Annotated in this window: 21 protein-coding genes; 9 read left to right on the top strand and 12 right to left on the bottom strand. The window is 71.3% G+C overall.

All coding sequences use genetic code 11. The features are described from left to right. Positions 1-74: 74 nt before the first annotated feature. Positions 75-392, bottom strand: coding sequence for a hypothetical protein (locus tag AB0H21_RS18590; RefSeq protein WP_358517704.1), 318 nt, complete (start codon positions 390-392; stop codon positions 75-77). Positions 393-537: 145 nt separating this feature from the next. After that, on the bottom strand, positions 538-4,524 hold the full coding sequence (gene eccCa / locus AB0H21_RS18585; RefSeq protein WP_358517702.1) for a type VII secretion protein EccCa: 3,987 nt from the start codon (positions 4,522-4,524) through the stop codon (positions 538-540). 237 nt (positions 4,525-4,761) lie between these two features. Here eccCa and eccD point away from each other — a divergent pair, with 237 nt between their 5' ends. Beyond that, positions 4,762-6,294: a type VII secretion integral membrane protein EccD gene (gene eccD / locus AB0H21_RS18580; RefSeq protein WP_358517701.1), complete on the top strand. Its 1,533-nt coding sequence runs from the start codon at positions 4,762-4,764 to the stop codon at positions 6,292-6,294. Between the two features lie 74 nt (positions 6,295-6,368). Here eccD and AB0H21_RS18575 read toward each other — a convergent pair whose 3' ends face one another. The 4 genes from AB0H21_RS18575 to AB0H21_RS18560 form a co-directional block, all read right to left on the bottom strand. Further along, a complete protein-coding gene (locus AB0H21_RS18575; RefSeq protein WP_358517699.1) occupies positions 6,369-9,998 on the bottom strand; it encodes a glycoside hydrolase family 2 TIM barrel-domain containing protein in 3,630 nt (1,209 codons plus the stop codon). 241 nt (positions 9,999-10,239) lie between these two features. Then, positions 10,240-10,638: a YbaB/EbfC family nucleoid-associated protein gene (locus tag AB0H21_RS18570; protein ID WP_358517698.1), complete on the bottom strand. Its 399-nt coding sequence runs from the start codon at positions 10,636-10,638 to the stop codon at positions 10,240-10,242. 68 nt (positions 10,639-10,706) lie between these two features. Beyond that, positions 10,707-11,498 carry a hypothetical protein gene (locus AB0H21_RS18565; RefSeq protein ID WP_358517696.1) on the bottom strand — a complete coding sequence of 264 codons (792 nt, stop codon included), beginning with the start codon at positions 11,496-11,498 and terminating at the stop codon, positions 10,707-10,709. A 78-nt stretch (positions 11,499-11,576) separates the two neighbouring features. Further along, complete coding sequence (locus tag AB0H21_RS18560) at positions 11,577-11,879, bottom strand: hypothetical protein (RefSeq protein WP_358517695.1); 303 nt, start codon at positions 11,877-11,879, stop codon at positions 11,577-11,579. A gap of 201 nt (positions 11,880-12,080) precedes the next feature. Between AB0H21_RS18560 and AB0H21_RS18555 the strand changes: the two genes are divergently transcribed. Continuing rightward, on the top strand, positions 12,081-12,524 hold the full coding sequence (locus tag AB0H21_RS18555) for a YbaB/EbfC family nucleoid-associated protein (RefSeq protein WP_358517693.1): 444 nt from the start codon (positions 12,081-12,083) through the stop codon (positions 12,522-12,524). A gap of 59 nt (positions 12,525-12,583) precedes the next feature. Here AB0H21_RS18555 and AB0H21_RS18550 read toward each other — a convergent pair whose 3' ends face one another. Together AB0H21_RS18550 and AB0H21_RS18545 are read right to left on the bottom strand one after the other, a co-directional pair. Beyond that, on the bottom strand, positions 12,584-13,342 hold the full coding sequence (locus tag AB0H21_RS18550) for a hypothetical protein (protein ID WP_358517691.1): 759 nt from the start codon (positions 13,340-13,342) through the stop codon (positions 12,584-12,586). Between the two features lie 24 nt (positions 13,343-13,366). Beyond that, positions 13,367-14,674, bottom strand: a complete 1,308-nt coding sequence (locus AB0H21_RS18545; RefSeq protein ID WP_358517689.1) for a hypothetical protein — start codon at positions 14,672-14,674, stop codon at positions 13,367-13,369. A 125-nt stretch (positions 14,675-14,799) separates the two neighbouring features. On the opposite strand from AB0H21_RS18545, the gene eccB reads away from it, so the two are divergent. The 5 genes from eccB to AB0H21_RS18520 all read left to right on the top strand — a co-directional run bounded on the left by eccB (position 14,800) and on the right by AB0H21_RS18520 (position 19,032). Continuing rightward, positions 14,800-16,236 (top strand): type VII secretion protein EccB, encoded by a 1,437-nt coding sequence (gene eccB / locus AB0H21_RS18540; RefSeq protein WP_358517687.1) that lies wholly within the window; start codon positions 14,800-14,802, stop codon positions 16,234-16,236. Positions 16,237-16,430: 194 nt separating this feature from the next. Further along, the gene (locus AB0H21_RS18535; protein WP_358517686.1) at positions 16,431-16,745 is read left to right on the top strand and encodes a WXG100 family type VII secretion target; all 315 of its coding nucleotides are present in this window, start codon (positions 16,431-16,433) and stop codon (positions 16,743-16,745) included. An 80-nt stretch (positions 16,746-16,825) separates the two neighbouring features. After that, positions 16,826-17,140, top strand: a complete 315-nt coding sequence (locus AB0H21_RS18530; RefSeq protein ID WP_358517684.1) for a WXG100 family type VII secretion target — start codon at positions 16,826-16,828, stop codon at positions 17,138-17,140. 73 nt (positions 17,141-17,213) lie between these two features. After that, positions 17,214-17,594 carry a hypothetical protein gene (locus tag AB0H21_RS18525; RefSeq protein WP_358517682.1) on the top strand — a complete coding sequence of 127 codons (381 nt, stop codon included), beginning with the start codon at positions 17,214-17,216 and terminating at the stop codon, positions 17,592-17,594. Between the two features lie 58 nt (positions 17,595-17,652). Beyond that, positions 17,653-19,032 carry a WXG100 family type VII secretion target gene (locus AB0H21_RS18520; RefSeq protein ID WP_358517680.1) on the top strand — a complete coding sequence of 460 codons (1,380 nt, stop codon included), beginning with the start codon at positions 17,653-17,655 and terminating at the stop codon, positions 19,030-19,032. A gap of 505 nt (positions 19,033-19,537) precedes the next feature. On the opposite strand, the gene AB0H21_RS18515 is transcribed toward AB0H21_RS18520, so the two are convergent. The 4 genes from AB0H21_RS18515 to AB0H21_RS18500 form a co-directional block, all read right to left on the bottom strand. After that, positions 19,538-20,860 carry a hemolysin family protein gene (locus tag AB0H21_RS18515; RefSeq protein ID WP_358517678.1) on the bottom strand — a complete coding sequence of 441 codons (1,323 nt, stop codon included), beginning with the start codon at positions 20,858-20,860 and terminating at the stop codon, positions 19,538-19,540. Continuing rightward, the gene (ybeY, locus tag AB0H21_RS18510) at positions 20,857-21,336 is read right to left on the bottom strand and encodes an rRNA maturation RNase YbeY (protein ID WP_358517676.1); all 480 of its coding nucleotides are present in this window, start codon (positions 21,334-21,336) and stop codon (positions 20,857-20,859) included. The genes AB0H21_RS18515 and ybeY overlap by 4 nt, the downstream gene beginning before the upstream one ends. 6 nt (positions 21,337-21,342) lie before the next feature. Continuing rightward, on the bottom strand, positions 21,343-22,299 hold the full coding sequence (locus AB0H21_RS18505; RefSeq protein WP_358518041.1) for a PhoH family protein: 957 nt from the start codon (positions 22,297-22,299) through the stop codon (positions 21,343-21,345). A 320-nt stretch (positions 22,300-22,619) separates the two neighbouring features. Then, positions 22,620-22,964 (bottom strand): histidine triad nucleotide-binding protein, encoded by a 345-nt coding sequence (locus AB0H21_RS18500; protein ID WP_358517675.1) that lies wholly within the window; start codon positions 22,962-22,964, stop codon positions 22,620-22,622. A gap of 273 nt (positions 22,965-23,237) precedes the next feature. Between AB0H21_RS18500 and AB0H21_RS18495 the strand changes: the two genes are divergently transcribed. Together AB0H21_RS18495 and AB0H21_RS18490 are read left to right on the top strand one after the other, a co-directional pair. After that, the gene (locus AB0H21_RS18495) at positions 23,238-23,717 is read left to right on the top strand and encodes a SigE family RNA polymerase sigma factor (protein ID WP_358518039.1); all 480 of its coding nucleotides are present in this window, start codon (positions 23,238-23,240) and stop codon (positions 23,715-23,717) included. Further along, on the top strand, positions 23,714-24,460 hold the full coding sequence (locus tag AB0H21_RS18490; RefSeq protein ID WP_358517673.1) for a hypothetical protein: 747 nt from the start codon (positions 23,714-23,716) through the stop codon (positions 24,458-24,460). Before AB0H21_RS18495 ends, AB0H21_RS18490 begins: the two co-directional genes overlap by 4 nt. Positions 24,461-24,524: the final 64 nt, after the last annotated feature.

Genomic DNA, 24,524 nt, shown 5'->3' with positions numbered 1-24,524 from the left:
GACTCCCCGTCCGCACGTCGCCTCTGGCGGTCATGCATCCGTGTCCGTCTTCGCAGGCCCCGGCGCGGCGGCCCTCACACCGGCTCTACGGCCGGAAGTCCCGCGCCCGTGTCGTGCTCGGCCGTGCGGATGTTGTCCTCGATGGTGTCGAGAGCCCGTTCCACCCCGTCGAACCGGCTCTTGACCGTGCCGAGCTCCTGGTCGGCGTGGTCCTCGACCCGCCCGATCGCGCCCGCGAGAGCCTCGGCGCCGCCCAGCTTCCCGAACAGGGACGCGGCGGCCCGGTCCTTGGCGGGGAACCCGTCCCCGACGGTGGCCAGCAGGCCCGCCTGCGTATGCACCGCGCCGCGTAGCTTGGCCAGCGCCTCGCGGTTCATGTCGATACCTGTCACCGGGGGCGACTCCCTCCGAACGTCACCGGCCGATCACCTGCTCACCGGCGGGCGGGACCCCCGCGACCGGCTCCTCAGCCCTCCGACCGGAACCACAAAAGCGATCATATCCACCCAGGTCTCCCCCCACCGTACGAACAACCCGTCACGAGGCCGTTTCAGCGTTGGGGGTGGAGGGGGGCAGGTAGGCGGTTTGGATGAGGCGGGAGCCCGAGCGGCGGTCCACGTAGTAGGCGCGGCCGGGGGGCAGTGGGTGGGGGCGGACGCCGAACAGGACGCCCTCGTCGCGGTCGCCCGAGAGGACGACCGCGGGGCTGGCCATGTCCTTGAGCCGCTGCATCACCGGGTCGTACATCGCGCGCCCGGCGCCGCCCATCGCGCGGGACAGCACCAGGTGCAGACCGATGTCGCGGGCCTGCGGCAGCAGGTCGAGCAGGGGCGCCAGGGGGTTGGTGCCGGTGGCGACCAGGTCGTAGTCGTCCACGATGAAGTACAGGTCGGCGCCCTTCCACCAGTCGCGCGCGCGGAGCTGGTCAGGAGTGAGGTCGGGCGGCGGGAGCCGTTTGGTCAGCGCCTCGCGGGCCTCCATCACCATCTCGGCCGCGGCGGTGGAGGAGGCGGCGTACCCGATGCGGTGCTCGGTGTAGGCGGCGTCGAGCAGCGAGCGCCGGTAGTCGATGACGATGAGCCGCGCCTGCGCGGGCGCGTGCCGCGCGACGATGCCCTCGGCGACCAGGCGCAGCAGGTTGGACTTGCCGCTCTCGGTGTCGCCGAGCACGGTGAGGTGCGGGTCGGTCTCGAAGTCGGCCGCGACCGGGGACAGCGTGGCCTCGTCGATGCCGATGGGGACGCGCGCCCCCGTCTGGTCGGGGCCGGGCAGCGCGTCGGCGGGCAGGACGGCGGGCAGCAGCCGGACGCGCGGCGCGGGCGCCCCCTGCCACGCCTCGCGGACGCCGTCCACGAGCGCGCGGACGCCGACGCTGAGGTCGTCGGTCTGCCGGACGCCGTCGATGCGGGGCAGCGCGCCGAGGAAGTGGAACCCGTCGCGGGTCAGGCCGCGTCCGGGCACGCCTTCGGGCACGGCGAGCGCGGTCTTGCGGTTGACCTCGGACTCGTAGGCGTCGCCGAGGCGCAGCTCCAGCCGGGAGCCGAACAGGTCGCGGATGCCGGGCCGGAACTCCGACCACTTGTTGGTGGCGGCGACGACGTGGACGCCGTAGCCGAGCCCGCGCGCGGCGAGGTCGGTGATGGTGGGTTCCAGCGACTCGAACTCCTGCCGGACGGTGAGCCAGCCGTCCACGACGAGGAAGACGTCGCCGAAGTCGTTGCCTGTGATGGCGCCCTCGGCGACCATGCGCCGGTAGGTGGCGAACGAGTCGACGCCGCGCTCGGCGAACTCGCGTTCGCGCCGTTGCAGGAGCGCGGTGACCTCGGCGACGGTGCGGCGGACGCGGTCGCCGTCGAGCCGGTTGGCGACCCCGCCGACGTGCGGGAGGCCTTCGAGGGAGGCGAGCGTGCCGCCGCCGAAGTCCAGGCAGTAGAACTGGACCTCGCGCGGGGTGTGGGTGAGCGTGAGCCCGGCGATCAGCGTGCGCAGCAGCGTGCTCTTGCCGCTCTGCGGCGCTCCGACGACGGCGAGGTGCCCGGCCGCGCCGGACAGGTCGACGCCGAGGGGATCGCGCCGCTGCTCGAAGGGCCGGTCGACGATGCCGACGACGGCGCGCAGCTTGCCGCGCCCGGCCCAGCCGGTGGTGGACAGGCCGTGCTCGGGGGTGATGCTGAGCGGCGGCAGCAGGTGGCTGAGGGTGAGCGGCTCGGCGAGCGGCGGCAGCCAGATGCGGTGCGCGGGCGGGCCGTACCCTTGGAACTGGCGGACCATGATGTCGAGCAGGCTGTCCCGGCCGACGACGGCGGGCTGCGGTTCGGGGTCGGGCTGCTGGACGGGCGGCGTGGGGACGGGGATGTAGGACGTCCCGTACGTGACGATCTGCCGCCGGTCGGCGGGGGCGTGGCGCTCCTGGCGTGTCTCGGGGGCGAACGGGCCGGAGACGTAGGCGGCCTTGAACCGGGTCATGCCGCTGGTGTCGAACTTCAGGTAACCGTTGCCGGGCGCGGAGGGCAGCTCGTAGGCGTCGGCGACGCCGAGCACGACGCGGCTCTCCATGGCCGAGAAGGTGCGCAGGCCGATCCGGTACGACAGGTGGGTGTCCAGGCCGCGCAGCCTGCCCTCCTCCAGGCGCTGCGAGGCGAGCAGCAGGTGGACGCCGAGCGAGCGTCCTAGGCGGCCGATCATGACGAACAGGTCGATGAACTCGGGCTTGGCCGACAGCAGCTCGCTGAACTCGTCGAGCACGACGAACAGCGTGGGCATCGGCCGCAGGTCGGCGCCCTGTTCCCGCGCGCGCTCGTAGTCGCGCAGGGAGGCGTGGTTCCCGGCGGCGCGCAGCAGTTCCTGGCGGCGCACCATCTCGCCGTTGAGCGCGTCGTACATGCGGTCGACCAGCGGGAGCTCGTCCTCCAGGTTGGTGATGACCGCGGAGACGTGCGGCAGCGTGTCCAGGCCGAGGAACGTCGCGCCGCCCTTGAAGTCGACGAGCACGAAGTTCAGGATCTCGGACGAATGGGTGGCGGCGAGGCCGAGGACCAGCGTGCGCAGCAGCTCGCTCTTGCCGGAGCCGGTGGCGCCGATGATGAGCCCGTGCGGTCCCATGCCGCCCTGGGCGGACTCCTTGATGTCGAGTTCGACCACGCGGCCGTCGGCGCCGAGGCCGATGGGCACGCGCAGCCGGTTGCGCGGGGCCCGGGGGCGCCACAGCGCCGGGATCTCCAGGCGCATCGGGTCGGCGACGCCGAGCAGGTCGGTGAGGGTCATGTTGCCGGCGAGGACGTCCTGGCCGTCGCCGCTCTTGGCGGGGGACGCGCGCAGCGGCGCGAGCTGGCGGGCCAGCCCGTCGGCCTGCATGTACGACAGCTTGTCGGGGCGGCCGAGCCCGGTGACGATCTCCTTGCCGGCGTGGTCGAGCTGGATCCGGTTGAACCGGTCGGGCAGGACCTCCAGCCGCAGCGTGACGCCCTCCTCGGTGGGGGACGTCGCGCCGGTGAGGTCGATGACGGTGACGCCCTGGATGGCGTCGGCGCCGAGCTGGGAGTCCTGCGGGACGTACCCGCCGTCCACGATGACCACGTGGTACGGCAGCGCCTCGGCGGAGGCGCCCTGCCGGAACCGGCCGCGGTCCTTCAGCTCGCCGCCGAGCAGCCGGTCGAGGTCGCGCAGGTCCTCGGCCATGAGCCGGACGGGCCCGGCCGCGTCGACCTCCTCGGGGTGCAGCGCGTGCGGCAGCCATTTGACCCATTCCCACTGGGCCATCCACTCCTTGCCCGCGCACACGGCGATCCGCATGTCCTCGGGCGAGTGGAACACGGCGAGCTGCCCGATCAGCGCCCGGACGAGGGCGCGGGCGGCGGCCGGGTCGCCGGTGGGCAGGATGCGGGCGAAGGAGTGCAGGGCGAGGGCGATCGGCAGGTCGTCCACGGTGGAGTGGGCGCGGACGAAGCGGCGCAGCGCCGCGGCGGACATGGCGTCGAGGTCCTCGACGGGCTTGGAGTCCGGCGGGATGAGCTGGACGGCGAGCCGCTGGGTGCCGGTCCCGGCGCGGACGGTGGCGAAGTCGCCGTCGCGCGGGCGCCGCTCCCACAGGCGCGGGCCCATGACGAACGACCACAACGCGTCGGGGTCGGGGCCGTTCCAGTGGAGGGCCTCGCGCTGCCGGCGTGCGGCTCTGCGCACCTTCTCGCGGGTCTGGGACAGGTAGCGGAAGTAGTCGCGGCGCGCGCCGTTGAGCCGCATCTTGCGCTCACCGGAGGCCCGGCCGAGCTGGCTGAGGCTCATGCCGACCATGGACAGGGCGAACATGCCGCTGGCGACGTACATGATGGGGCTGCCGCCGGCGCCGGCGGTGAACATCAGGCCCATGGCGGCGCCGCCGGCGACCATCGGCATGAACGTGAGGATCTGCCCGAATCCGCCGGATGTCGTCTCGGGGATCTCCGGCGGCGACTCCAACAGGATCTCGCCTCGGGGCGGCACCGGAGGCGGCCGGCGCTCGGGCCGCCGGACGACGACTGTGCCCACGTCGCTCCCCCTGTTCAGCGAACTGTTCAGCGAACCCGTCCCTGGGCTCGCCGCGCGCGTACAGTCCCCGTAGCCCGCGACGCCCCCGAAAACTCCGTATTGGGCTAACCGTAGCGAATCTGGATCAGTCGCCCAGCTCGGTCCGGAAGAAAGCTCGCGTCACCGCAGAAGATGAAATGTCGGGCTACTACTGGCTTGTCGGCCCGATACGGTATTTCTCGTGATGAAGGAGTCGGCGTGACGCTGAACCCGATGACCGGGCCGCCGATGCCGGGGGCAGGACCGGCGCCAGGACCCGGGCTGCCAGTGGCCGACCCAGGCAACGGAGGGGTCGGGGCGAACCCGATCAACGGGGGCGGCGGGCCGCGCGCGGCCGTCCTGCGCCCGCCCGGGTCGGCCGTGGCCATGAGCCGGGTCACCATCGTCACCCCCCGCAAGCGGGTCGACCTCGCGGTCCCCTCCGACCTCCCGCTCGCGCACATGCTGCCGAACCTGCTGGCCGCCGCGGGCGAGGGCGCCGACGAGGCCGCGTTCACCACGGCCGGGTGGGTGCTGCAGCGCGTCGGCGGCCGGCCGCTGGAGCTGGACGCCGGCCTGAGCACGCTCGGCGTCCGCGACGGCGAGGTGCTGTACCTGCTGCCCCGCCCCTCCGAGCTGCCCGAGGCCGTCTTCGACGACGTCGCAGACACCATCGCCACCGGCATCAAGGAGCGCTCCGGCCGCTGGCAGCCGAGACACACCCGGGCCACCGGGCTCGGCGCGGCCGTGGCCTGCCTGGTCGCGGGCGCGCTCGCCCTCACCGTCGCGGGCCCGCCGTGGACGGTCGCCACGATCGTCGCGGGCGCGTTCGCCCTGCTGCTCATCGGGGCGGGCGCCGCGCTCTCGCGGGTGCTCGGCGACGCCGGGGCCGGGGCCGTCGTCGGGTACACCGCGCTGCCGTACGCCTTCCTGGCCGGGATGTTCGCCACGGGCGGGAACGCGGGCCTGCTGTGGTTCGGCGCGCCGAGCCTGCTCGCCGGCCTCGCCCTGACCGCGCTCGCCGCGACCGTCGCCGGGTGGGTCGTCGCCGAGGGGCTGCCGGTCTTCTTCGGCGTCATGCCGGCCTCGCTGGCCGGGGCCGCGGGCGCCGCCGTGGTGATGGTGTGGCACCTGCCCGTCGCGGGCGTCGCGGCCCTGGTGGTCGCCGTCATGCTGGCCTGCACGCCGCTGATCCCCACCCTGTCGTTCCGCCTGGCCCGCCTGCCGCTGCCGTCCGCACCCAGGAACGCCGAGGAGCTGCGCGCCGACGGCCAGGACCTCGACGGGCCCGATGTCAAGAGGCGTGCCGTGGAGGCCGAGCGGTTCGCCACCGGCCTCGCCTCAGGCGTCGCCATGGTCGGCGTCGCCACGGAGCTGTTCCTGCTGGGCGCCACGGGCTGGACCGGCAGGGCCATGCAGGTCGCGCTCGCGCTGGCGTTGCTGATGCGCGCCCGGGTCTTCCTCGGCGTAGGCCAGCGCCTGTGGCTGCTCGGGGCCGGGGTGGCCGGGCTGGTGCTCCTGCTGGTCTCGCTGTCCTTCGCCGGCCCGCTCGCGGCCCTGCTGGTCGTGCCCGGGCTGCTGGGCATCGCGGCGATCGGGGCAGGAATGGGACTGTTCCTCCCCCAGCGCCGCCCGACGCCGTTCTGGGGCCGCGCGGGGGACATCGTCGAGTTCGTGCTGATCGCGGGCATGTTCCCGCTGGCGCTCGGCGTGCTGGACGTCTACAGCTGGGTCCGCGGCCTGGCCGGGTGACGGCACGGCCCCTGACGGCCGCGGACGCCGGGCGGGACGCGCGCCGTCCCGCCCGGCCCTCTGTCCGCGTGTGGCTAGGAGGTGATGTCCACTCTGTCGGGCACCACGAAACTGTTCGTCGCGCCGGGACTCGCGGTGCCGGTGACCCGCAACCGGAAGGTGTGGGTTCCGGACGGCAGCACCGGGCTGGTCCACAGCAGGACGTCGCCCTGGCGCGTGGCGTTGTAGAAGTCGACCTGCGTCTCGGCGCCGCCGTCGATCGACACCGCGCCCCGGCCGTGGACGGTGTCGCGGACGCCGTACAGCCGGATCTGGGTGCCCACGAAGGTGACCGTCACGTCGTCGCCGGCGACGTTGTCCCAGCTGTTGGTCCCGGCGTACAACTCGGCGCCGCACCCCGTGCAGGACTGCCAGGCCCCGCGGTAGTTGAACTGGTTCGTCCCGGTGCCGGTGACCCGGTCGTCGACCGAGACGGTGGCGCCCATGCCGACCTGGAGGTCCGCGACCGAGGTGAACGCCTGCCCGTCGAACCCGCTCAGCGCCCGCAGCCGCACATAGCGCCCGGTCTTGGCCGGGAACGTGACCGTCTGCCGGGCCGCGCTGTTGGGGAACGTGCCGGTCGCCACCGCGCCGCCCCAGTTCGTGCCGTCGGCGCTGACGTAGAACTCGTACTGGGCGATGCGGCCGTTGGCGTTGTCGTCCTGGCGGGGCAGGTACTGGAACGAGGCGATCGGGTACGTGCCGCCGAGGTCGATCTGAATCTCGTGCGGCAGCGGCGCGTTGCCGTTGCGCCAGGCCGTGTGCCAGAACGTATTCGCCGTGTTGTCGAAGGCGCTGATGGCGGGCCCGCTGAGGCTGGTGCCCTCGGGGCCGTAGTCCTGGCTGTCGACGTACTTCAGCGACCACTGCGCGTGCGGGATCAGCGTCCCGGACGCCACCGGCAGCGCGGACGCCGGCGCGGCGACCACGGCCGGGCCCGCCGAGACCACGATGGCCCGGTCGAGCGCCACGGCGCCGCCGCCGATCACGCGTACCCGCAGCGTGTGGCCGCCCTGCGCGAGCGCGGCGCTGCTCCAGAGCGCGACGTTCGCGCGGCGTGTCGCGGCGTTGAAGCTCACGGTCTGCTCGGCGCCGCCGTCCACGGACACCGCCGCGGAGCCGTGCCTCGGGTCGATGATCCCGTACAGGACCACCCGGTTGCCGGTGAAGGCCAGCGTCGCCGTGGCGCCCGCCGTGCTGTTCCAGGTGTTGTCCTTGCCGAAGGCCTCGTTGTCGCCGCCGTTCTGCCAGCCGGCGCCCGCGTACGCGAACTGGTTCACGCCGCCGCCGGTGACGCGGTCGTTGACGTCCAGCGGGAAGCCGAAGGCGTAGGACCCGGAGACGGGGACGATCGGGTCGGTGAACGCGGTGGCGCCGACGCTGACCGGCGGCGCGTCGGCGAGGCCGGGCGAGGTGGCGCGCAGGGTGATCGTGCCCGTCTGGTTCAGCGCGGTCTTGACGTACACCGCGCCGGTCCCCGCCTCCAGCCGCAGCGGGTTCTCGCCGACCACCGCGCCCGGCCCGCTGACGGCGAAGCTCACCGGAGCGCCGCTGGTGGGCACGACCTGGTCGTTGGCGTCCAGCGCCTTGACCACGACGCGGGTCATGTCGGCGCCGTCCGCCTTCAGCGAGGTGTCGTCGGCGGCGAGCGCGAGGTGTGTGACCTCGCCCGGCGTGTGGCGGGTGTCGGTGGCGGCGATCCGGCCGCCGATCCAGCAGTCGGCGCGCAGGCTGCCGCTCGCGGGCGTCACGTTGTCGAACTGGAAGAACGGGTGCGGCAGTGAGGTGTACGCGTTCGGGCTGATACGTCCCTTGGACGCGCCGTTGGCGAACAGCTCGACCTGGTCGCAGTTGCCGGCGACGTAGATCGTGCTACTGGACGTGCTCGGCTGCCAGTGGCTGTTGATCGACACGTACGCGCCGTAGCGGGCCGGGTCGCGCTGCGAGGAGTACACCGACGCGGCCATCTTGGGCTGCCGGAAGATGTCCGACACACCGTGATAGCACGTGAAGTCGAGGCAGGAGTCGCTGTCGAAGGTGGTGTTGTAGTCGAAGGAGACCCAGCCCAGCGCCCCGGAGATGTTCGCCTTGGACGCGGCGGTGTTCTGCACGTTGAGGTGCGTGCGCATGGTGCCGGTCAGGACCTGTTCTGGGTCCCAGCTCCGGTCGGGGTCGGTGTGCCCGGAGAACTCGGTGATCAGCCACGGCAGCACGCGCGGGTCCTGCGCCGTGCCCGAGAAGTCGTTGAAGGTGTAGACGTCCTCCAGGAACTCGCTGCCCATGAAGTTGCGCACGCCGCCCGTCGGCCGGGACGGGTCGAGCCGGCGCGCCAGGGCGTTGGTGCGGGTGTAGAGGTCGTGGTCGTCGGCGGACTCGTTGATCCGCACCCCCCACAGGACGACGGCGGGGTGGTTGCGGTCCCGCGTGACCATCTCGCGGACGTTCTCGACCGCGATGTCCTTCCAGGCCGCGTTGCCGATGAAGTTCCAGCCGGGGATCTCCTCCAGGACCAGCAGGCCGATCTCGTCGGCGCGGTCGAGGAACTCCGGGTCCTGCGGGTAGTGCGAGGTCCGCACCATGTTGACGCCGAGGTCGTACTTGAGGATGTCGGCGTCCTTGACCTGGAGGCGGTTCGGGGCGGCCCTGCCGATGTAGGGGTAGGACTCGTGCCGGTCCAGGCCGCGCAGCTTCACAGGCTGGTCGTTGAGGTAGAACTTGCCGTCCGTACTGCTGAACCGGATCGACCGGATGCCGATCCGCGTCCGGTGCTCGTCGACGTACCGCGTGCCGTCCTGCACCTGGGTGTACACGGTGTAGAGGTACGGCGAGTCCAGGCTCCACAGCCGCGGGTTGCTCACCGGCGAGGTGGTGTGGTCGAAGTCGGCCGCGCCGCCCGCGGCGATCGTCTGCGTGCCGGTGCCCGTGGCGACGACGTTCCCGCCGGTGTCGACCACGCTGGTGGTGACGGTGACGGCCTTCGCGGCGGCGGCGCCGTTGACGACGCGGGTGCGCGCGCGGACGGTGGCGCTGCCCGCGCTGACGGACGGCGTGGTGATGTAGGCGTCGTCGACGCGCAGGGGATCGGTGACGATCATGTTGACGTCGCGGACGATGCCGCCCCACACGTAGTAGTCGATGCTGCCGCCCTCGGGCGGGATGTCGCCCCGGGTGTTGGAGTCCACCTTGACGGCGATGACGTTGTCGGCGCCGCCGATCGCGACGTACGGGGTGATGTCCACCGTGAACGACGTGTATGCGCCCTTGTGCTGGGTCACCCACGTGCCGTTGACGTAGACGTCGGCGACCTTGGCGACCGCCTGGAACTCGACCATGACACGCCGGCCGGTGTAGGTCGAGGGCAGGGTGAAGTGGCGGCGGTACCAGGAGACCGGCACCTCGAAGTCGTCCTTCGGGAACCCCTTGTGGGGGTGGGTGCGGAAGTAGGGCAAGGTGACCGGGACGAACGCCGACTCGTCGAGCCCGGTCGCCTGGCCGTCGCCGGCGGGGACCTCTCCCGCGAACAGCCAGTGGGTGTTGAAATTCAGCACGGCGCGGTTGGAGTTCTGTGGCACGTACACGGCTGCGAAGGACGGCGCCGCGACGCCGCCGACCAGGACCGTGATGATGAGGGACAGCACTGCTAACAGGCCGAGAGGCTTGCGCATCGGGTCTCCCAGGGGCGGGGGGCAGTGCATCCTGTGTAATAGCGTTACAAATTATCGTCAAGACCGAACATTGGATACATCAGAAACGCACACGATGCGACATCACGGGACATGCCACAGCCTCCAGGGAAGGGCACCCGGACCAGCGGATTTCCCGGGACGCGAGGTGGAGGGGCGGCGAGGCTCTTCAGAAGGGCACAGGGAACGGCGAAAGCGCGACCTCGACCGGGAGCTCCGAGCCTCAGTGCGGCCAGGAGTCCTTCATCGAGCGGGCGGCGTCCTCCAGCCATGACTGGACACCGTCGAGGTTCTGCGGGTCGAAGGCCAGTTCCCCGCCCATCGCGTCGCGCAGAAGCGCGTCGTTGCGCCTGCGCGCGTCCTGCTGGGCCGCCCGCACGGCCTCGGTGACCGCCTCGGCGATCGAACGGCTGTCCAGGCGCATGGCGCGCGGGTCGAGCGTGACCTCCTGGATCTGGCCTCCCCCGTCCACGACCGCCCCGACCAGCCCGTCGGCCGCCTCGCCGACGCCCTTGATCGTCCTCAGCTCGCCGAGGACCCCGCTCAGGCGCTGGACGGCTTGCTTGCTCTGCTCGGCGACGCGGTCGAGGTCCTCGAGCTGAAAGTCGTCCGGGTCGAACACGCGGGCCGCTCCTTCGCTGGGCGGTCGGGGGTGGATCCAGCAGGGGTCTTACGGGTGCTCAGGGGGTCTCACGGGTGGTAGGGCTCGGGCTTGTCGACCTTCGGTTCCCGCCACTCGAACCCGCCGGACGGCGGCGGCACGGGAGGCTGTCCGGGGGACGTGGCGGGCGGCTGCTGGAACGGCGGCAGGCCCTTGGTGTCGATCACGGCCTTGGTGAAGTCGATCTTGGCCTCGCCCGTGGGCTGGAGGTTGTACATCTGCACGAGCGCCTTGCCGGCGAAGTACACCGACATGCCGCCCGCCACGGCGGACACGACCTTGCCGAGCATGCCCGTGGCGGCGGCGATCACCTGCGTGGCGAGCTGGCCGAGCGCCTGGAGCCGCGCGTACCCCGCGGCGGCGTACGGCGTGGCCAGCATCGCGGCGGCGATGGCGACGCCCGCGAGCAGCACCGCGACCACCCGGGCCAGCGCGAGCCAGTAGGCCCGGTAGGCGTCGCCCAGCTCGTCCACGATGCCCGCGATGTTCTTGACGTACCCGCGCAGGCTCTCCAGCGCCTCCTGGTAGCGCTCGACCGCGTCGACGAACGCGTCGTGGTCGGCGGCGATCCAGCCCTCTTTGCCCTTGTCGCCGAGGTTGCGGATGAAGCTCTTGTTCGCCGTGTCCAGGCGGGAGTGGATCGACTCCCAGTTGTTGTACGCGTCGGCCATGCCGGGGACGTTCGCGATGGCGGTCGAGGCGATCGCGACGCCCACGGTGAGCGGGCGCGAGAGCAGCGCGGCCTTGCGCAGGTCGTTGAGGATCGACGCCGCGCTGCCCCCGGCCATCCGCAGCGACGGCCCGTACGGGCTACTCGGCATGGTCGAAATCCCCCTGTTGGCGCTTTGACGCGGAACGTGCAGGAATGGCCGGTACTGGTGGACGGGCGGTGCGCGCGGTCAGACGTAGACGGTGGTGGAGGCGTCCTCGGCGGCCCGCCAGTTGCCCCGGGCCGTGTCGAGCTGCCGGTTCCAGGTCTCCAGGACCGTGATCGCCTCGCCGAACTTCTCGCGCACGTCGTTCTGGACGTACCGGTAGCGCATGCCGATCAGGACCTCGCCCAGCGCCCCCCAGCCGGGAAATCCGACGACGGTGGTGTCGACCAGGGCACGCCACTGCTTGACGGCGGGGATCACGTCCTCGTTGATCTCCTTGATGATGCTCTCGATCGCCGCCGAGGTGACGTACCGCTCCTGCCCCATGCCGCCTCCATGCTCCGACGTCCCCGCGCTGACGTTCTTACCAGGATTCGTACGGTCTCCAGGAGTTACGTCACGTATGTTCACCTTTATCTAGATGATCGGAAATACGGTCGATGATCACCGTTCATGCACGGCGGGGGCGGCCGGCGCGGCGATAGGGTCCTCGATGTCAGGCCCGGCCCAGGGGAGGCTGAAGATCACATGACCGAGTTCGGCGACTTCGCGAACATCGATGTGGAGAAGCTGCTCAGCGGAGCCCAGCAGCAGTTCGCCCGCATGGAGGAGCTTCAGCGCCGCCTGCCCGAGCTCGTCGGCCGCGCCCAGGACAAGGACCGGCTGGTCACGGTCGAGTACGGCGCCGACGGCCTGCGCGAACTGGAGCTCAACCCCCGCGCCATGCGCCTGGCCTCCACCGACCTCGCCGAGCTGATCAAGACGGTCACCCGCCAGGCCGCCCAGGACCTGAGCGCCCGCACCAACGAGGTCATGGAGGAGGTCTTCGGCGCGGAGGACAACCCCATGAGGCTCCTCAACGACCCCGAGGCCGCCCTCGCCGGCGCCAAGGAGGCCGAGGCGACCTACAACCGCGTCTTCGACGACGTCATGGGCGAGCTGAACCGCGTCCGCCGCCGCCTCGACCTCTGACCGGTCTTGCCGCTCTGACCGCTCCGACCGCTCTGACCGCTCTGACCGCTGGCGCGGGCCTACTTCTGACCCGGAAGCCCGGGATAGCCGGGGTATCCCGGGTAGCCGGGCACGGTCGTGTTCGGGAGCCCGGGGATGCCGCCGTCGCCGGTGGTCAGGTTCAGCGTGGCGACCTGCGTGAACATCGGCTGACCGCCGCCGGTGGCGTTCATGCCCTTCTGCTGGAGGTCGCTCTGCTTGCCCTGGTTCCACTGGTAGGCCAGGTACATCAGCGTGGACGCGACGCCGAGCGCGAGGAGCTTCTTCTTCTGCGCCAGCTCCACGACCTTCTGCAGCCCCGTGGCGATGGCTCCGGCGGCGGCCTGGGCCGGAGCCGCGCCGACGCCGGTGGCCAACGCGGCGGCCACGGCGGCGATCAGCGCCAGCAGGATGCCGCCCACGGTGAACACGACCACGGCGAACGCGTAGTACAGCGTGGCCATGCCCTGCATGCTGTCCCCGACGCCGTCGTGCACCTCGCCGCTCTTCTTCAGCTCTGCCTTGAAGGCGGCCACGCTGTCCTCGAACGCCTTGCGGTCCTCGGCCGTCCACTTGTCGTCCGGCACGCTCTTGGTGAGGTTCGTCAGCTCGGTGACGAGGCCGTCGAAGTCGGACGCGACGCTGTGCCAGTCCTTGGCCGCCTTGTCCATGCCGCCGGGGTTGGACAGCGAGGCGCCCGCCATGAGGAAGATCGGCCACCCTCGGGGGTTGAGCACCGAGAACGCGCCGATGCCGGCGAGCCCGATGGTGTGCAGTGTGGTGCCGTTCTCGTAGCTCATGGACGGGTCTCCGTCATGTGGTCGTCACTTCCCCTTGGTGGAGCTGGCCTCCTCGGCCAGGGTCCAGTACTTCGCCGAGGTGTGGAGCATGTCCTTCCACTGGGTCAGCGTGTCGCGGCCCTGCTGGAGGTAGCCGGTGGCGCTCTCGCGGACCTGGGCGTGCGCGCCCGCGAGGCCGATCCCGATCACGCCGAAGGCCGGGAAGCCGACGTGGATCTGGCTCGTCTTCTGCTTGGAGCCGTCCATCTTGGCGCCGGCGCTGGTGTCGATCGTGTTGCCCAGGTTGCGCAGCGCGCCCGGGTCTGCCTTGCGGGTCTCGCCCGGGTTCTTGGGGCTTCCCGGCACCTGGCCGGGCACTTGTCCGGAAACCTGCGGAAAGGCGGGAATGCCGCCTCCGCCGCCCCCTGACGGCATCCCGCCGCCCGACGGCATGCCGCCGCCCGCGCCGGACAGGTCGGGGACGGAGGGCATACCCCCGCCGCCGCCAGAGCCGGAGCCCATCGGGTCGAGGGCGCCGGGCACGTTCGGATTCTGGCTCTGGGGGATCGTGAGGTCCGTCTGACCCGGAAGGTTCGGGTCGGGGATGGGCGGGATCGTCGGGTCGGGCTGCCCGGGGAGGTTGGGGTCGGGGACGCCCGGCCCGCCGGGGATGTTCGGGTCGGGCACGTTGGGGTTCGGCACGTTCGGGTCGGGGATCTGCGGATCGCGCGGCTCACCCCCGACCGGCACGAACGGCTCCCCCGGACCACCCGTGATCGGCACGTAGGGCTGACCCGGCTCTCCCTCGACCGGCACGAACGGCTGCCCCGGCTCGCCCCCGATCGGTACGTACGGCTGTCCGGGATCGCCGGGGTCCGACCCCTGCGGCTGCCACACCTGCGACCACTGCGGGACGAACGGATCGATCGGCTCGGGCCCGGAGCCGCCCCCGTCCGGGTACGTCAGGTCGCGCGTCTCGGAGAAGGTCGGCCCCGTCACCTGGAACTGCGGCCCGCCGTCCCCGCCGGGCGGGACCGCGCCGAACGGGACGCCCGGGTCACCGCCCGTCGCGAGCGGGTTCCCCGGATCCACCGGGACGACGAACCCTCCGCCGAGTGAGCCGTCCGGATTCCCATCGGCCGGGCTCTGCGGACCTCCGCCGGTCGGGCCACCGGGTGAGAAGGGACCCCCGTGGAGCCCCGGACCGCCGGGGCCGGCCTGGCCGGTGTCGAGTGGCACGGCGTACGGGCCGCCGGTGACGGTGCCCGCGGCGGTCGCGTCGAACGCGCCGGAGGCGGCCGGCGTCGGATCGTCCCCGTTCAGCAGCGCTTCTATACTGCGTTCGCCGCTCACAGCGCCCCCGTTCCGTGCCCGCCCGGTCTTGATCGGTGGAAGTGCAGACTAGCCCAGCGCACTTCCGAGCGTACATAACCGCTCTATGCTGGCGGCCGTGATCCGCCAGGCAAGGCAGAGGTGGCATGCAGACCCGTCGTGATCTCTACCAGGCGCACCGGCTGATGATGCAGCGCCTCGGCATGGCGCTGCTCCAGGGCGAGCCCGACGTCCCCGAGTCGCCGATGCGGCGGCACAACGTGGCGATGTTCTGCGGCGTCCTGCTGGCGGTCCTGGTGACGGCGGCGTTCGGCATCTGGGGCCTGATGAGACCGGGCGGCGCCACCGCGCTCACCGCGCCCGGGACGCTGATCGTCGAGGAGGAGACGGGCGCGACGTACGTGTACAGCGCGCAGGAGGCCAAGCTCATCCCGGTCGCCAACTACACCTCGGCGCGCCTGCTGCTGGACAGCCAGGACGTGACGGTCCGCACGGTGTCGTCGGCGTCGCTGGCGGGCTTCGCGCGGGGGACGCTGGTGGGCATCCCGGGCGCGCCCGCCTCCCTGCCCGCGCGTGAGAAGCTCGTCCGCGGGCCCTGGTCGGCCTGCGTGGCCGAGGCCGCGGAGGCCAACGGCACCCGCAGGCCGTACGTGTCGCTGGTGGGCGGCATGGACGTCGGCGGCAGGCCGTTCGGGGGTGATGCGATGATCGCCGACGACGGCCAGCAGGCCTGGGTGATCCTCGCCGACCGCCGCATGCGGGTGTCGGACTCGGGGGTGCGCGCCCTGACGGCGGAGCAGCCCCGGCAGGTGCCGGCGAGCTGGCTCAACGCGCTTCCCATCGGTCCCGACTTCCGCGGGCCGAAGATCCCCGGCCTCGGGCGCAAGACGCGAGGCCCGGACGGCGGCCCGTCGGCGGCGGGGCGGGTCTACACGGTGCGCGGGGTCACCGGCGGCGAGTCCCGCTGGTACGTGCTGCTGCCGGACGGGCTGGCGCCGATCTCCGAGACGCAGGCCACGCTGCTGTTGCAGGACCCGTCCAGCAAGGCCGCCTACGGCGGCGGCACCGTGCAGGCGATCGAGACCGACGCCGCGCACGTCAACGGCTTCGCCGCCTCCCGCACGTCGCTGGCGAGGCCGGGTCTGCCCGCGACGATGCCGAAGATCGGTTCGCCGGACCCCTCGGCGCCGCTGTGCGCGGTCTACTCCGACACGCAGAAGGGCTCCACGCGGGCGCGGCTGACCATCGGCGGGCGCATGCGGATGCCGGTGCCGCCGACGGCGGGCTCCGACCAGGACCACTTCGACCAGGTGCTGCTGCCCCCGGGCGGCGCGGTGCTCGCGGGGCTGCTTCCCGGCGAGGGCCAGCTCGGCGCCGTCCAGAACTTCTCGCTGATCACCGACCAGGGGCGCAGGTTCGCGCTGGCGTCGGCCGACCTGCTGCCGAAGCTCGGGTACGACGCCGACGTGGTCACGCCGCTGCCGGCCCACCTGCTGCACCTGATCGCGGAGGGCCCGGTCCTCGATCCCGCCGCCGCGCGGACGCCGGTGCCGATCACGCAGGTGGACGCGGTGAAGCCCTGACGGGCGTACACAAACGGGACGGTTGCGAGACACGCGTACGGAAAACCGTTACTGACTCGCAATGCGCCTCATGACCACTGTGTGGTGATTGATCCTAATGTTTCAATCGATCAGCATCGCGGGGGCACGACGATGCGAATGCCGCATTGCGGGCCGCCGCGAGCATGGCCAGGCCGTACTCCATGGAGGTAACCGTGGCCCCGCAGACCGCAGCGAATCTCCCGCAGATCGTCGAGTCCGCCAAGAAGACCGAGGCGGCGCACACGCTCATCGGCAGCATCCAGTCACAGCTCCAGGGCCACGTGGCGGACCTGCGCGCGGGCTGGGGCGGCCAGTCCGGCATGGCGTTCGAGACCGTGTACAACCAGTGGAACACCGAGCTCGGCGTCGTGCTGCGCGAACTGCAGGAGCTGGCCAGGAAGCTCCACGCGACGGAGGCCAAGTACCGCGTGACGGAAGACGCGGGGGCCGCGGCCGCCCACCGGCTCACCGCCAACATCAACATCTGAGACCTCTGAGACGTCCGAGACCTCCGCGACGTCGGGCGGAACCTCTGACCTGAACCGGTCCTCCACGAACGGAGATCATCATGGCTGGCATCAACAACGACGTCGACCGTACGCTCGTCAACTTCGGGACCATGACCACCGGGCGCCAGGACTTCGCCCGCCAGTGGCAGGCCATGGAGGGGACCCTCCAGCAGCTCGAGGGCGACCTCGACCGCCTGCTCGGCGAGTGGGAGGGCGACGCGCGCGCCGCGTACTGGCAGGCGCGGGGGCAGTGGGACGCCGCCTCGGGACGCATGGCCGCCCTCCTCCAGCAGCTCGGCGCCGTGATCGAGCAGGGCCACGAGAACTTCGCGCTGGCCGAGAAGGCCAACGTCGCCATGTTCGACGGCAAGTGAGGCGGCCACCGGCCGCACTGGCAGCCTAGGACCGCCCCGCGCGGGGGCGGTCGCCGAACCCAAGGGGGCAACGATGCACGGAGAGAGCGGCTTCGTCTACAACGGGTTCGAGATCGATCCCAAATGGCCCGGGCTGGACGTCAAGGACGGGGTCGACGTCCACCACCCCCAGGTGAAGAACCTGATCAAGGCGCTGGAGGACGACGTCCAGAAGCTCAAGGGCCACATCGCCGGTACGCCCGTGCACCTCAAGACGTACGGGCAGGTGACGGCCCAGCACGTCGGGGAATGGGACGCGGCGCAGCAGCTCGCCGCCGTCTTCGGCAAAGGGCACTCGGCGATCATGACCAGCTACGACAAGCTGATCCTGCAGTACGAGGCCGCGGTGGAGGCCACCAAGGCGGCCTTCGCCAACATCGGCAAGGCCGAGCAGGCGAGCACGACCGACGTGTGAGCCGCCGGCCGTGACCGACGGCCGGGCGACGCGATCGACAGCGAGGCGATAGGTCGACATGGAGCGAATCAGCGACATCCAGCCGGTCAAGGCCGGAACAACGTCGCCGCGCGGGGACTCCGGCACCTACGGCGGTGTCGAGAGCGTGCGCAAGAAGCTGGAGAACACCGATCCCGACGGGATCTCCACGGCAGGCGACGCCTACATCCGGGCGGCCGAGGTGCTGGACGACACCGTCGACACTCTCGCGTCTGTCGCCGGCTCGATGGCCGGGGACTGGAAGGACCAGTCGTCCAAGCAGGCCCAAGAGGCGCTGCAGCTGCTGCACGCGTCCGCCCGTGAGCTCTCGGAGCGCGCGCGGCAGATCGGCGCGGCCCACAACCTCTACGCCGACGAGCTGCGCAAGGCCAAGGCGAACCTGCCCGACAGCGGCCACTTCCACTTCGACGACGACATCCCGGAGAACGTGAAGTCGATCTCGCCGGTCACCATGATCTCCGGGTGGCTCGCGGGCGAGACCGAGACCGACAACGACAAGGCCCGCAAGCACCTCGAAGAGCTGAACAAGCAGATCACGACGGTCTACAACGGGCTACCGATGGACGTGACGACCGTCCTGCCCGCGCCGGGGCCGCCCGTCACGCCGCCGATCGACACGGTCAACTACCCGAAGGGCGATCCCTACTCCGGCTCGCCGTACAGCGGGACGGGGTACGACGGCTCCAGCTCGTCATACGGCGGGAATTACCCGGGCGGCGGGAAGAACGGCTCGATCTCCTACCCGGGCGGATCGGGCATTCCAGGCTCCTCGGACCCCGGCACCGGGCCGGGCGGGACAGGACCGGGTGGGACCGGCCAGGCGCCCGGCGGCGGTTCCGGCCTGCCGCCGGGGACGGGGACGGGCACCGGCGGGACGGACGTTCCCGGCAGCGGTCTTCCGCCCGGGTCGGGAACGAACACCGGGCAGCCTCCCGGGCTCGACCCGGGCGACCCGCGGGGCACCGGCCTGGCGGGCGTCCAGCCTCCGGGCACGAACACCATGCCGCCCGGCACGACCCAGCTCAACACGCCCCCGGGCCTCGGCAACCCCACCGGGGGCCCGAACGGCCTCACCACGCCGCCAGGGATGAACGTCCCGACCTCGGGCTACACCGGGCCGCTGGGCACGGGACCGTTCGGCGCCGGCCCGCTCGGAACCGGGCCCGGCGCGAGTCTCGGCGGCGGGACGTCGTACGGAGGCGCGGGCGGGCTCGGAGCCGCGGGCCAGGCCCTGGCCGGTCGCGCCCCGGCGGCCGGGCCCATGGGCGGCATGCCGTTCATGCCGATGGGCGGCGGCGGCGCCGACGGCACCCAGGAACGCGAGCGTTCCACGTGGCTGACCGAGGACGAGAGCGTCTGGGGCGGCGACGGCCCCGTCGCCCCCGGAGTGATCGCCTGACCGTCCCCGGCTGAACGAGCGAGCGAAGTGCGGCACCGCGACCGCGCGAGGTCGTCGGACGCGGAGTGAGACAACGGCGAAGTGCGGCAGAGCCGGCGTCGCCCACAGAGTTCGGACAAGGCCGGCACAGAGTTCAACAAGACCGGCAGAGTGACACGAAGCCAAAAGGGTGCCTCACCCGCCCAGCGAGGGTGAGGCACCCTTTTAGCGTGGCGCGCCCCGGCCGGTCCCCCACCGACCAGGGCCCGTCACGCATCCCCCCGGCTCTAACCGATCCGCCGCGAACCCCTCCCCGGCGAACCGGCCCTCCCCTTACCGACGCCCCGAGCCGGTGAGCGCCTGAGACAACGATGGCAGCGCCCGCTTGCAACTCACTTAAAGAACGCTTGCCATATATCCCTAATATCCCCACAAACACCCATAGCGGACGGCAACTCGCGACAACCACGACACCCGCCGTGCGAACGCGCGGCGGGTGTCGTTGGTGATCGCGAAGGGCGGGGGGTTAGGTGCCGGAGGTCTCGGAGACGTTCTCGGGCGCCTCCGCGAGTTCCTCCTTCGAGGGGACGCGGTGGACGACGACCGTGCTGATGCGGTTGCGGCGGCCGGCGGTGCTCTCGGCGGTCAGGCTGAGCCCGTCCACGGTGGCCCGGGAGCCGGCGATGGGGACGCGGCCGAGGGCGTGCGCCAGCAGGCCGCCGACCGTGTCGACGTCCTCGACGTCCAGCTCGACGTCGAACAGCTCGCCCAGCTCGTCGACGGAGAGCCGGGCGGTCACCCGGGCGCCGCCGTCGTCGAGCCATTCCACGCGCGGCGCCTCCTGGTCGTACTCGTCGGCGATCTCGCCGACGATCTCCTCCAGGACGTCCTCGATCGTGACCAGCCCGGCCGTGCCGCCGTACTCGTCGATGACGATCGCGAGGTGGATCTGCCGCGCCTGCATCTCGCGCATCAGCTCGTCGATCGGCTTGCTCTCCGGCACGTACGTGGCCGGGCGCATGAGCGAGCCGACCTTCTCCCTCTCGGTGGCGCCGGCGCCGTTGGCCTCGTGGACGCGGCGCACGATGTCCTTGAGGTAGGCGATGCCCACCACGTCGTCCTCGTTCTCGCCGACCACCGGGATACGGGAGAAGCCGCTGCGCAGGGCCAGCGACAGCGCCTGCGACAGGGTCTTGCCCCGCTCGATGAACACCATGTCGGTGCGCGGGACCATCACCTCGCGGACCAGCGTGTCGCCCAGCTCGAACACCGAGTGGATCATCTGCCGCTCGTCGGGCTCGATGACCCGGCGTTCCTCGGCCAGGTCCACCAGGTCGCGCAGCTCGGCCTCGGAGGTGAACGGGCCGTCGCGGAAGCCCCTGCCCGGCGTCAGCGCGTTGCCGAGCAGGATCAGCAGCTTGGGAAGCGGCCCGAAGATGCGCGTCAGGCCGTACACGATGGGAGCGCTGGCCAGCGCGATGGGCTCGGCGTGCTGGCGGCCGAGGGTGCGCGGCGAGACACCGACGATGACGTAGCTGATCACGATCATGACGCCGGCCGCCACCGCGTAGGCCTGGCCCTTGTCGCCGAGCCAGTCGATGAACAGCAGCGTGGCGATCACCGTGGCGATCAGCTCGCAGCTCAGCCTGAGCAGGAGCAGGAGGTTGAGGTAGCGGGGCGGGTCGGCGACGATCGCCTGCAGGCGCTGCGCGCCGCGCCGGCCCTTGCGCGCGAACTCCTCGGCGCGCACCCGCGAGATGCGCGCCAAGGCCGTCTCCGCGCTGGCCATCAGGCCACCGATGAAGATCAGAAGGGCGGCCGACAGTAGCCACCCGCTGGGGGAACTCACGGCTCCCGCCGCACCCCCCGCCACGCTTCGAGCAACTCGCCTTGGAGACCGAACATCTCCGCGTGCTCCTCCGGCTCGGCGTGGTCGTAGCCGAGGAGGTGCAGGATGCCGTGGGTGCAGAGGAGCTCGAGCTCCTCGCGGGTGCTGTGGCCGGCCTCCGTGGCCTGCCTGGCCGCGACCTGCGGGCACAGCACCACGTCGCCGAGGAGCGCGGGGTCGAGCTGGGCGTCGCCCTCCTGGCGGGAGCCGCCGGGGCTCGGCCGCAGCTCGTCCATCGGGAAGGCGAGCACGTCCGTCGGGCCGGGCTCGCCCATCCACTTCTCGTGGAGCTGGGACATCGCCGCCTCGTCCACGATGAGGATGGAAAGCTCGGCCAGGGGGTGGATGCCCATGCGCCCGAGCACATGACCGGCCAGCTTGGCGAGCGAGGACTCGTCGACCTCGACGCCCGACTCGTTGGCCACCTCGATACTCATCGTGTTCTATCTCTCCCGTGGGCGTTTGCCGCCCTTGATGGCGAGCGGCTCGGCGTTCGCGAGATCGTGACGGCTGTAGGCGTCGATGATGTCGCTCACCAGCTTGTGCCGGACGACGTCCGCGCTCGTCAGCCTGCTGAAATGAATGTCCGGAATGCCTTCCAGGATATCCTGGACGACCTTAAGACCGCTTTGCGTCCCGCCCGGAAGGTCGATCTGCGTGACGTCGCCGGTGACGACGATCTTCGCTCCGAAGCCCAGGCGCGTGAGGAACATCTTCATCTGCTCGGGCGAGGTGTTCTGCGCCTCGTCCAGGATGATGAAGGCGTCGTTCAGCGTGCGGCCGCGCATATAGGCCAGCGGGGCCACCTCGATCGTCCCCGCTGCCATCAGGCGCGGGATCGAGTCCGGGTCGAGCATGTCGTGCAGGGCGTCGTAGAGCGGGCGCAGGTAGGGGTCGATCTTCTCGTACAGCGTGCCGGGCAGGAAGCCGAGCCGCTCGCCCGCCTCGACCGCCGGCCGGGTCAGGATGATGCGGTTGACCTCCTTGGCCTGCAGGGCCTTCACGGCCTTGGCCATCGCCAGGTAGGTCTTGCCGGTGCCCGCGGGGCCGATGCCGAAGACGATCGTGTGCTTGTCGATCGCGTCGACATAGCGCTTCTGGTTCACCGTCTTCGGGCGGATCGTGCGCCCGCGCGAGGACAGGATGTCGAGGGAGAGCACGTCGGCGGGACGGCCCGAGCTCATGCGCAGCATGGCGATGCTGCGCTCGACCGCGTCGGTGGTGAGCTGGGCTCCCGACCGGACGAGCTCGACCATCTCTTCGAAGAGCCGCACTACGAGGCCGCTCTCTTCGGGGCTGCCGCTGATGGTGATCTCGTTGCCGCGGACGTGGACGTCCGCGCGGAAGGCGCCTTCGATGACCCGCAGCAGCTCGTCGCGCGAGCCGAGGATGGTCACCATGGAGTGCTCGTCCGGGATCACCACTTTGGCCTGCGTACGGGACGGGCCTTTGGTTCGCGGCGGTTCGCTGGTCTGTGCGCCGTTACGGATGGCGCTGCGGTTTTCGTGTGACTCGGACATGGGCGGCCCTTACGGCCTGCTCGCCTCCCGGTCTGGATGTACTTGTGTCGCGGGTCGAAGTCGAAAATGTGTCCCCGCCGCGCCCGGATGCCCGTGATGCCGTCTCGTACCCGGCCCGATCGCGCCGCTGACGACACCCATGCTATCCGGGACGCGCCCTTCCCGCAGGACCGGTGCGCGCCCCGCCCCACCTGCGCCGATCAGCCCGGAGGCCAGTGCATGGACCGGCCTCCCAGCACGTGCCCGTGCACATGGAAGACCGTCTGGCCGGCCTGGGGGCCGGTGTTGAAGACCAGGCGGTAGCCGTCCTCGGCGACGCCCTCCTGGACCGCGACCGCGTGGGCCGCCTGCAGGACCTCGTCGGCGAGCCCGTCGTCCGCCGCCGCGAGGGCCGCCGCGTTCTCGTAGTGACCTTTGGGGATCACGAGCACATGGGTCGGGGCCTGCGGGTTCACGTCCCTGAAGGCCACCGTGCGGTCGGTCTGGTAGACGATCGTGGCCGGGATGTCCCCGCTCACGATCTTGCAGAACAGGCAGTCTGTCACGCCGGAATGGTAGTCACCTCTGTTGCCAATCGGTAATACCGAGGTGGCCCCGTCAAAAGATCCTCCCGGCTAGGGTTGGTGTGCGACACTTCAGCGGCAGACAGCGTTCAGTGTCGGCCAGGCCACCGGCGAGGACAAACCTGGGTCATGCCCCCTAAAGAACCGGCAGAGAGTAAACCCTCTGGGAAGGCCGTGCGTCCAACTGATGTGACCACCGAGACCCTCGTGGCCGAAAGGTCGCTGGGGGCGGTGCCCGTCGGGTGGGACGCCGACATGGCCGTTACGGCGCTTTACAGCGCCCACTATCGGTCGCTCGTGCGTCTCGCCGTGCTGTTGGTACGCGATACCGCGACCGCGGAGGAAGTCGTGCAGGACGCCTTCGTCGCCCTTCATGGGGCGTGGCGTCGCCTGCGCGACCCCGACAAGGCACTCGCCTACCTGCGCCAGTCGGTCGTCAACCGATCGCGCTCCGTCCTGCGCCATCGTGCCGTCGTGGAGAAGTACGCCCCCAAGGGCATGCCCGACGCGCCGAGCGCGGAGAACGGCGCCATCGGCGCGCTCGAGCGGACCGCCGTGATCGAGGCACTGCGCGGGCTGCCGACCAGGCAGCGTGAAGCCTTAGTGCTGCGTTACTACGGCGACCTCTCGGAGGCGGAGATCGCTCATGCCATGGGCATCAGCAAGGGTGCGGTGAAAAGCCACACAGCCCGCGGAATGGCCGCACTACGCACTGTACTGGAGCAATTGTCATGACCGAGGCCCCCGACGAGTCCGGCGAGTTCCTGCGCCGTGTCTTGCGCGCGGAGGCGGAGTCTGTCGTCCCGTCCGCAGAAGGACTGGAGATCATTCGCACCCGCATCGAGCAAGGCGGCATGCGAGGCCTGCGAGGTGTCTTTTGGTGGCGGGCAGGAGCGTCCGCTCTCGGCGCGGTCCTGGTGGCCGCCACCGTGGTGATGGTCGTGCCCAACCTGCGCGCGCAGTTCACCCCTGAGCAGCATTCCGTCGTTCAGGTGGACAACCCCACCGCGCCGCCCGACGACTCGAGCACCCGGCGGCCGGGGCTGCCGGCCCGGACGTCCCCCGGCGGCTCCCAGGGCGCCGTACCGGGGACGACGACCTCGGCGACGCTGCCGCCCACGGGGAAGCAGACGCCGATGCCGACCCCGGGCCACGAGTGCGCGTCGCCGGTCTCGAGCCCCTCCCAGCCGGTAGCGGCGGAGCTCGGCGACCCCTGCGATCCGTCGGCGTCCCCGACCGGTTCCGTGCCGGACGAGACCACCAAGCCGAGGCCGTCGCAGAAACCCACGCCCACGCCCACGCCGTCCCCCACGCCTCCCAAGCCGCAACCCACACCGACGGCCACCGTGCCCTCGGACGGCTGCCAGCAGTGCACGCCGACTCCGACGACGACCGCCGCTCCGCCGACCGCCACACCGCAGTCGACCACGGAGGGCTCCTCCAGCGAGACGCCGCCCACCCAGGGCGCGGCGAGCTGAGCAGAAACCCCGCGCGCCTCTGCACGGCCCTCCCGGGGCTCACATGGAGGCGCGGGGCTTTCCG

The organism is Sphaerisporangium sp. NPDC051011 (assembly GCF_040653595.1).
Taxonomy (GTDB): Bacteria; Actinomycetota; Actinomycetes; order Streptosporangiales; family Streptosporangiaceae; genus Sphaerisporangium.
Note: the sequence above shows the minus strand (reverse complement) of the source record. Positions and strands in the feature narration are given on the sequence as shown.